Below are 8162 nucleotides of genomic sequence, written 5' to 3'. Positions count from 1 at the left end.
CCGAGGCCCCGGCTCCGGCCGAGGTTCCGGCCGCCGAGGAGGCCAAGCCGAAGAAGCGCCCCGCCCGCCCGCGCAAGAAGGCCGCCGAGCCCGCCGAGGCTCCGGCCGAGACGCTGAGCGAGCCGGCGACCGTCGCCGTGGCCGAGCTGGCCGCCCCGGAGGCCGTCCCGGCCACCGAGGAGCAAGCTGCGGAGCCCGCTCCGGAAGGCGAGGAGAACCAGCCGGCCCGCACGGCCGAGGTGGTGAACCAGCCGCCCGAGAAGCCGAAGCGCGGCTGGTGGAACCGCTGAGGCCCGCCCGCAAACAGGAAAAGGCGCCCGAAAGGGCGCCTTTTTCTTTTGTGCATCGTACGTCGCAGGTTGCCCCTACAGCACCCCCATCCCCTCCAGCGCGCCGCGCAGCCCCGCCGCACCCGCAAACCGGTGGGTCCGCATGCCCAGCGCTTCCGCCGCCTCCACGTTGGCGGCGACGTCGTCGATGAACAGCGTTGTGGCCGGATCGAGGCCAAAACGCTCCAGCAGCCGCCCGAACAGCGCCGGGTCCGGCTTCAGCAGCCCCTCGGCCCCCGACACCACGGCGCCGTCGAACGCCGAGAACACCTCGAACCGCGCCGGCATCAGCTCGAACGTGTCGGCCGCGCAGTTGGTCAGCAGGTACAGCGGCACTCCGCGTTCCTTCAGCTCCCACACAATGTCCGGGGTGCCGGCGATGGTGTCCGGCACCATCTCCTCCCAGCGCTCGCGGTAGGCGCGGATCAGCTCCTTGCACTCCGGGAACTCGGCCGTCAGCAGTGCGGTCGCCTCGTCCCACGGGCGGCCGCGGTCCTGCTCCACGTTCCAGGCGGGCGTGCAGACGTTCTCCAGGAAGTGCTCCATCAGCGCCTCGTGCCCGTCGAAGTACGGGCGGTAGAGGTGCCGGGGATCCCAGTCGACGAGCACGCCGCCGACGTCGAAGACAACGGCCTTCACAGGCATGGCCTTCACGTCACATTCAGCCACGGCCCCGCTCACCCCTTGCGGGCCAGCGCGACGAGCTTCTTCATCTCGTCCAGCTTGATGGCGCCGGGCACCAGTTCGTTGCCCACCACGAAGGCCGGCGTGCCGCGGATGCCCAGCGCCTCGGCGAGCGCGTGGTTGGCGCCGATGGCCTGCTCCACGTCCGGCGTCGCCATGTCCTTCTTCAGCTTGTCCACGTCCAGGCCTGCGCCGGCGGCGATCTGGAAGATCTTGGCGTCGTCCAGCTGGCCCTTGTTGGCCATCAGGGCGTTGTGCAGCGCCTCGTACTTGCCCTGGGCGCGGGCGGCCAGCGCCGCCTTGGCGGCGGTCACCGACGCCGGCCCCAGAATGGGGAATTCCTTGTAGACGAAGCGGACCTTGCCGTCCGTCTTCAGCAGCGTGGCAACGTCGCCTGTCACCGCCTTGCAGTAGCCGCACTGGTAGTCGAAGAACTCCACCACCGTCACATCGCCCTGCGGATTGCCGCCCACTGGCGAGGCCGGGTCCTGGAAGATCTTCTGCTTGTTGCCGGACAGCGCCGTCTTCTGCCGCTCGGCCGTCTCGGCGCGCTCGCGCTTCTGCAGCTCCTCGATGGCCTCCATGATGACCTCGGGATGCTTGACCAGATAGTCCCGCACGACCTCCTCGATGGCGCGGCGCTGCATGTCGTTGAAGGCGGGCGTCTGCGCCTGCGCGACGGGGGCCAAAGCGGTCAGGGCCAGGGCGGCGGTCAGCAGCAGCGGGCGGAAGCGGGTCATCACATCTGTCTCCGGTAAAGCGCGAGCGGCTACCATGGCGGCACAACCGGCCCCAGGCAAGCCACGAAGGCGTGAGGATCACGGTTTGCGCGGCTTATCCACCTGCCCGCGGATGTCCTGCGCGCGCAGCCAGCCGGGGGAGCCGGCGGGCAGCAGACGCTCCGCCCGCTCCGCCTGGAACCGCGCCACCGGCACGTCGCCGCGCGCGAACGCCTCCTCGGCGGAGGCATAGGCGACCATCCCGTCGTTGCCCTTCAGCGCGTAGGCCTGCGCCATCAGCCGCCACAGGAAGGTGGACTGCCCCTGCTGGGTCTTCGCCGCCACCTGCAGGTTGCGGATCGCCTCGTCCGCCACCTTGGCGTTGTTCTGCTCCAGCAGCGCGTGCGCCAGCGACACGCGGATGGGGGCGGAATCGGGCGCCAGCTCGATGGCCTTGCGGTACGGCGCCACGGCGTCGGGCGCGCGGCCGTTCTGCAGCATCAGGTCGCCCTTCAACTCGTGGAAGAAGCCGTTCTTCGGCTCCTGCTGGATCAGCCCGTCGACCAGGGGCAGTGCCCGCATCACCTCCCCCCGGCGGAAGTACGCGTACGCCCGCCCGTACCGCGCCACGATGGACTGGTCGTCGGCGCGGTAGCGGTTCAGCGCCCCCTGCGGCTCCAGGTACGCGTACAGCTTGGCCTGGATGCGCTGGTAATGCTCGACCACGTCGGCCGGCAGGGCGCGCCCGGTGTTGCGCGACCGCTCGACGAAGCTGCGCACGCTGTCCAGCCGCTCGCGGGTCAGGGGGTGGGTGCGGGCGTACGCCGCCTCGCGGTCGGTGGTCAGCGGCTCCTCCGCCCCCAGCTTGTCCAGGAAGGTCAAGAGGCCGGAGGCGGACACCCCGGCGCGCTCCATGTACGACAGGCCGGCCTGGTCGGCCGAGGATTCCTGCCCGCGCGAGAAGGACAGGAAGTTCCGCTCCGCCATGTGCTGGCCCAGCATCATGCCGGCCATGCCGGCGCCTGCGTTGCGCGACGCGATGCCGCCGATGATGCCGATGCCCATGCCCACCAGCGACGACAGGAAGGCGGTCTCCATGGCGTCGCTGCCGCGCACCAGATGGCCGCCGGCGATGTGCCCCGTCTCGTGCGCGACGACGCCCAGCAGCTGCGCGGCGTCGGTCTGCAACAGCAGGCCGGTGTGGATGAAGATGTTCTGCCCGCCGGCCACGAAGGCGTTCAGCGTGCGGTCGTTGACCAGCACGATGTTGACCGATTCCGCGTCGATGCCGGCCGCCTGGAAGATTGGCCGCGCCATGGTGCGGATGGTATGTTCCGTCTCCGCGTCGCTGAGGAGTTGCATCTCACGGCGCTGGGCGCCGGCCGGCGCCGTCCACGACAGGAACGACACAGCGACCATGGCGACGATTGAAACGAGCCTGCTCGGCTTGCGCACCTTTCCGACCTCCGGCGATCCGCAGGGACGCTCCGCCCCCATCCGCCACATCTGGCGCCCCAGAATGTGGCACCCCAAACTTTGGCATCAATGGGGCGCGATTGCGATAGCGGCGCTGGTCCTGCCGGCCTGCGTCAACACCAAGTACAAGACCAACGCGCCGCTCCAGGCCTACGCCGTGGCCGACGAGCCGCGCGCCGCCCAGGTCGGCCGCGAGATCCTTGACGGCGGCGGCACCGCCGCCGACGCGGTCGCCGCCATGGCGCTGACCATGAGCGTCACCCTGCCCTCGCGAGTCGGCCTGGCCGGCGGCGGCGTGTGCGTGGTGTTCGACGCGGGCCGGAAGGAAACCCGCACGCTGGACTTCCTGCCGCGCACCGCCCGCCCCATCGCCCCGGCGGCCCCCGGCCTGCTGCGCGCCATGGCGGCGCTCCAGGCCACCACCGGCGCCTTCCGGTGGGAGCAGGTGGTGGTCCCGGCCGAGGTTCTGGCCGCCAACAACCCCGGCATCAGCCGCGCCTTCGCCGAGGATCTGGCCGCCAACGCCACCCGCCTGACCGACGCCGACTCCCGCCGGATCTTCCAGCCCGACGGCCGCCCCCTGGCCGAAGGATCGCCCCTGTCCCAGCCGGAGCTTGCCGCCCTGCTCGGCCGCATCCGCCTCAACGGCTTCGGCGCGCTGTACGGCGGCAACACGGGCGACGCGCTGGCCACGGCGGTGGGCACCGACACGGCGTCGTTGCGCGCCCGGCAGCCGCGCTGGGGCGGCACCGCGTCCGTCCCCATGGGCAGCTACGCCCTGCACTTCCCCGACCTGCCCGAACAGCCGTCGGGCAAGGCGCTGGCCGCCGCCTGGAGCGCCGGCATGGCCGCCCCCGACGCGCAGCGCGTGCAGCGCGCCCTGGCCGCCCTCCCCTCCACGGGCGCCGCCGAGGCCCCGGCGGCCGGCGTGGCGGCGATGGACGGCAGCGAGAACGCGGTGGCCTGCGCGCTCACCATGGGCGCGCCCTTCGGCACCGGCCGCATGGTGCCCGGCACCGGCCTGCTGACCGCCCTGGGCGTGCAGAGCGCCGGCTTCGGCGCCCCGGCGGTGATCAGCAACAGCATCGTCGGCCGCACGATCCTGTCGTCGGTCGGCACCGCCAAGGGCGGCGACGGCCCAGCCGCGGCGGCGGCGGCGCTGTTCGGCGCGCTGCTGCCGGTGATCGACAGCGACCGCCTGCCCTCCGACGTCCTGGCCGCCACCCCGCCGACCGCCCCCGGCCGCGCCGACATCATCGGCTGCCGCCTGGACCCGTCGAACGAGCTGAAAGGCTGCCAAGCCGTCGCCGACCCGCGCGGGCGGGGCGTGGCGCACTCGCTGGACATTCCCAGGTGAGGGTGGGGCGCGCCCGTGAAAGGCGGGCGCGCTCTTGCGCAACAGGCTTTGCATGCAATGGAGCACAGCATGAGGCTAGCCGCCCTGCTTATGGTACTTGTGACTCTATCAGCATGCCAATCCAAGTGGCGCGATCTGCCTTCGGCTTCCATCACCATCGATAGCTACGCGATATCGGTTCAATCGATACCTCGAGAGCCAGATGGACTGGAAACCAGGGCGCTTTACACGGGAGTTGTTTTTTCGCCCGACCCTTGGGAGTGGCGAGATCGCTTTGCGAAGGCCTCATTGGCTGTCGCCGAGCGACACTGCCGCAATAAAATTCCAGTCGTCATGGATTCGATCAAGCCCGAAGACGAATTCGGGCTTATGACGAGATTTCAGTGCAGGCAGGCAGCGGTCAGGTAAAACCTGAGAGCCCACTTAACGGCTCTTAGTCCATTTTTCAGGAATACGTCATGCCCGGGCCCAATCCCGGGCATTCACGCACCCCGACCAATCCAAGGAACATGGATGGCCGGGACTGGGCCCGGCCATGACGTTTTCTCTTGCGAAAGATTTCATCGCCGGGATCGCCATCAAGCAGGCTCTGTAGGTTGAGCACACAGCATCCGCAAGCTTGGCGCCAACCTACGTCCCCTGAAACAAAAAACGCGCCGCGGACCTGAGCCCGCGGCGCGTTCTTCTTTCCCGCAACGCTTGCGCGTTACATGCAGGTCGCCTGCGCCGTCATGACGATCTCCACGCCCTTGGCGTGCTTGGAGGTCGCGGCGGCGGCGTCTTCGGCCTTGCCGCTCGCCATGGCGGCGTTCACGGCCTTCATCGCCTCCAGGGCGGCGGTGCGGTCGGCGCCGGTGATCTTGCCCGACGCGCACTTGCACGACTTGGCGGTCTCCGGCGACTTGTCGACGCCCGTGCACAGGGCCTCGAAATCGTCGGCATAGGCCAGGGCCGGCACCGAAACCAGAGCGAAGGCGGCGACGATGGCAACTTTCAGCGTACGCATGCAAATAATTCCTTGGCTTGAGATGACGACACACTGTTCCCACGAAATTCTCTTCAAATCAAAGGCAACTTCTCCAAATTGCCGCACCCGATAACTCAACGGCCTATCCAGTGATTCACGGCACGACTGTTTCCCGCCGTGGGTGCAAATTGTGGATGGCCATTCACAGGAAGGCCGTTTCGACGAAGCCGCCGCCACGCTTCTCACGCGACTCGGCGCGGGGGTAGCCCTCCGCCGCCCCCGGCGCTATGCTCGCCGCCTCCCGAACCATCGCGAACCGGCCTGTCCCATGTCCTCCCCTTCCCGGCCCTCCAAGAGCATCATCACCCCCAAGGTCTCCCTGCGCGGCCAGATCCCGCCGTTCTTCGTCATGGAGGTCATGCGCGCCGCGGCCGAGCGCGAACGCGCCGGGCTGGAGGTGCTGCACCTGGAGGTGGGCCAGCCCTCGACCGGGGCGCCCAAGGGGGCCATCGAGGCGGCGCAGAAGGCCCTTGTCGCCGACAAGCTCGGCTATACGGAGGCGCTGGGCATCCCGGCGCTGCGGCAGGCCATCGCCGACTGGTACCGCACGCGCTACGGCGTCGAGGTGCCGGCGCGGCGCGTGGTCGCCACCATGGGCTCCTCGGGTGCCTTCCAGCTGGGCTTCCTGGCCGCCTTCGATCCGGGCGACCGGGTCGCCATGGCCTCGCCCAGCTATCCCGCCTACCGCCACACGCTGACCGCCATCGGCGTCGAGCCGGTGGAGATCGAGGCCGGGCCGGAGACCGGCTTCCAGCCCACCGTTGCGATGCTGGAGAACCTGGGCAAGCCGATCCAGGGCCTGATCGTCGCCAGCCCGGCCAACCCCACCGGCACGATGCTCAGCCGGGCCGAACTGACCGCCCTGTCGGACTGGTGCGACGCCAACGGCGTGCGGCTGGTGTCGGACGAGATCTACCACGGCCTCACCTACGGCCCGGAGGCGGTGACCGCCGCCGAGGTGAACGAGCGCGCGCTGGTCGTCAACAGCTTCTCCAAGTACTTCTCGATGACCGGCTGGCGCCTGGGCTGGATGGTGGTGCCGGACGAGTTGCTGCGCTCCGTCGAATGCCTGGCGCAGAACCTGTTCATCTCGGCCCCGACGCTGGCGCAGCACGCCGGCCTCGCCGCCTTCGACTGCACGGCGGAGCTGGACGGCCACGTCGCCCGCTACGCCCGCAACCGCGAACTGCTGCTGCGCGAGCTGCCCAAGGCCGGATTCGACCGGCTGGCGCCCGCCGACGGCGCCTTTTACATCTACGCCGACGTGTCGGCCATGACCGACGATTCGGAGGCGTACTGCAAGCAACTGCTGGCCGACACCGGCATCGCCGCCACCCCCGGCATCGACTTCGACCCCGCCCGCGGCCGCCGCTTCATGCGCTTCAGCTTCGCCGGCTCGGAGGACACCATCGCCGAGGCCGCCCGCCGCCTGATCGCGTGGCGGCGGTAGGGCGAGTTGACATTATTCCTATAGAACGGGCATGATGGGGGTGGACGATGGGCGCTCTGCGGCCTCATTGCCCCCTCCCGGCTTCGCTGACGCTCAGCCACCCTCCCCCTCTTCGAGGTGGAGGGTTCATCGGCTTGCGGCGGCAGTCCCCTCCACCGCCCATGGCGGGGGAGGGTTAGGGAGGGGGCAAAGGCTGCAGCCGCACCATGAACCCGTCGGCCGAACGATACACCCATCCGAAAGCGTATCGCGCCGTATCATCCCGTAACATCCGCCCCCGAATGCAACACTCCCGGAAATGTGTTGCATCGTGTTGCATCCGGTTGCATTTGCCCCCTCGCGCCGCCCCTACCCGGCCGCCCGCTCGTCCGCGCGGTCGAACTGCAGCGCCGCCAGCCGGGCGTAGAGACCGCCCTGGGCCACGAGGTCGGCGTGCCGGCCGGAGGCGACGATCCGGCCGCGCTCCATCACCGCGATGCGGTCCGCGTTCAGCACGGTCGCCAGGCGGTGCGCGATGATCAGCGTGGTTCGCTGCTTCATCAGCTTTTCCAGCGCGTCCTGCACCATCCGCTCGCTCTCGGCGTCCAGGGCCGAGGTCGCCTCGTCCAGCAACAGGACGGGCGGGTCGCGCAGGATGGCCCGCGCAATGGCGATGCGCTGGCGCTGGCCGCCGGACAGGCGCACCCCCTTCTCGCCCAGGAAGGTGGACAGTCCCTGCGGCAGCGCCTCCAGGAACTCCAGCGCGTGGGCGGCGTCCGCCGCGGCGCGCACCTCGGCGTCGCTGGCGTCGGGCCGGCCGTAGCGGATGTTCTCCCACGCGTCGGCGGAGAAGATCACCGGGTCCTGGGAGACGAGGCCGATGCGCCGCCGCACGTCCGCCGGGTCGGCGGCCCGCACGTCCACCCCGTCCAGCCGGATCGTGCCGGCCTGCGGGTCGTAGAAGCGCAGCAGCATCTGGAACACCGTGGTCTTGCCCGCCCCCGACGGGCCGACCAGCGCCACCGTCTCGCCCGGCGCCACGTCCAGCGTGAAGTCCTCCAGCGCCGCGTCGTCGGGGCGCGAGGGGTAATGGAAGCGCACGCCCTCGAACGCCAGCGCCCCCTTGGCGGGGCTGGGCAGC

At 70.0% G+C, this 8162-nt stretch carries 7 protein-coding genes and 1 pseudogene; 3 read left to right on the top strand and 5 right to left on the bottom strand.

The window, feature by feature from the left end; all coding sequences use genetic code 11:
• Positions 1 to 290, top strand: a pseudogene (locus VED21_RS22610) (hypothetical protein); the annotation flags it as partial.
• A gap of 75 nt (positions 291 to 365) precedes the next feature.
• On the opposite strand, the gene VED21_RS22605 reads toward VED21_RS22610, so the two are convergent.
• The 3 genes from VED21_RS22605 to VED21_RS22595 form a co-directional block, all read right to left on the bottom strand.
• Positions 366 to 968, bottom strand: coding sequence for an HAD family phosphatase (locus VED21_RS22605; protein ID WP_324886271.1), 603 nt, complete (start codon positions 966 to 968; stop codon positions 366 to 368).
• A gap of 38 nt (positions 969 to 1006) precedes the next feature.
• On the bottom strand, positions 1007 to 1753 hold the full coding sequence (locus VED21_RS22600; RefSeq protein ID WP_324886269.1) for a DsbA family protein: 747 nt from the start codon (positions 1751 to 1753) through the stop codon (positions 1007 to 1009).
• Between the two features lie 78 nt (positions 1754 to 1831).
• Positions 1832 to 3151, bottom strand: a complete 1320-nt coding sequence (locus VED21_RS22595; RefSeq protein ID WP_324886267.1) for a M48 family metalloprotease — start codon at positions 3149 to 3151, stop codon at positions 1832 to 1834.
• Between VED21_RS22595 and VED21_RS22590 the strand changes: the two genes are divergently transcribed.
• Complete coding sequence (locus tag VED21_RS22590; protein WP_324886265.1) at positions 3150 to 4565, top strand: gamma-glutamyltransferase; 1416 nt, start codon at positions 3150 to 3152, stop codon at positions 4563 to 4565. The genes VED21_RS22595 and VED21_RS22590 overlap by 2 nt on opposite strands.
• 706 nt (positions 4566 to 5271) lie before the next feature.
• On the opposite strand, the gene VED21_RS22585 is transcribed toward VED21_RS22590, so the two are convergent.
• Positions 5272 to 5571 (bottom strand): hypothetical protein, encoded by a 300-nt coding sequence (locus VED21_RS22585; protein ID WP_324886263.1) that lies wholly within the window; start codon positions 5569 to 5571, stop codon positions 5272 to 5274.
• Positions 5572 to 5860: 289 nt separating this feature from the next.
• On the opposite strand from VED21_RS22585, the gene VED21_RS22580 reads away from it, so the two are divergent.
• A complete protein-coding gene (locus VED21_RS22580; RefSeq protein ID WP_324886261.1) occupies positions 5861 to 7042 on the top strand; it encodes a pyridoxal phosphate-dependent aminotransferase in 1182 nt (393 codons plus the stop codon).
• A gap of 348 nt (positions 7043 to 7390) precedes the next feature.
• On the opposite strand, the gene VED21_RS22575 is transcribed toward VED21_RS22580, so the two are convergent.
• The coding region (locus tag VED21_RS22575) for an ATP-binding cassette domain-containing protein (protein ID WP_324886259.1) at positions 7391 to 8162 on the bottom strand (772 nt) is incomplete at its 5' end.

Origin of the sequence: Azospirillum sp. (assembly GCF_035627195.1) — a bacterium.
Classification (GTDB): domain Bacteria; phylum Pseudomonadota; class Alphaproteobacteria; order Azospirillales; family Azospirillaceae; genus Azospirillum.
This window is presented reverse-complemented; position numbering and strand designations above follow the sequence as displayed.

Excerpts from the sequence above, each read along its gene's own strand:
- VED21_RS22600 (WP_324886269.1), bottom strand. The coding sequence starts at position 1,753 with ATGACCCGCTTCCGCCCGCTGCTGCTGACCGCCGCCCTGGCCCTGACC.
- VED21_RS22590 (WP_324886265.1), top strand. The coding sequence starts at position 3,150 with ATGGCGACGATTGAAACGAGCCTGCTCGGCTTGCGCACCTTTCCGACC.
- VED21_RS22595 (WP_324886267.1), bottom strand. The coding sequence starts at position 3,151 with ATGGTCGCTGTGTCGTTCCTGTCGTGGACGGCGCCGGCCGGCGCCCAG.
- VED21_RS22585 (WP_324886263.1), bottom strand. The coding sequence starts at position 5,571 with ATGCGTACGCTGAAAGTTGCCATCGTCGCCGCCTTCGCTCTGGTTTCG.
- VED21_RS22580 (WP_324886261.1), top strand. The coding sequence starts at position 5,861 with ATGTCCTCCCCTTCCCGGCCCTCCAAGAGCATCATCACCCCCAAGGTC.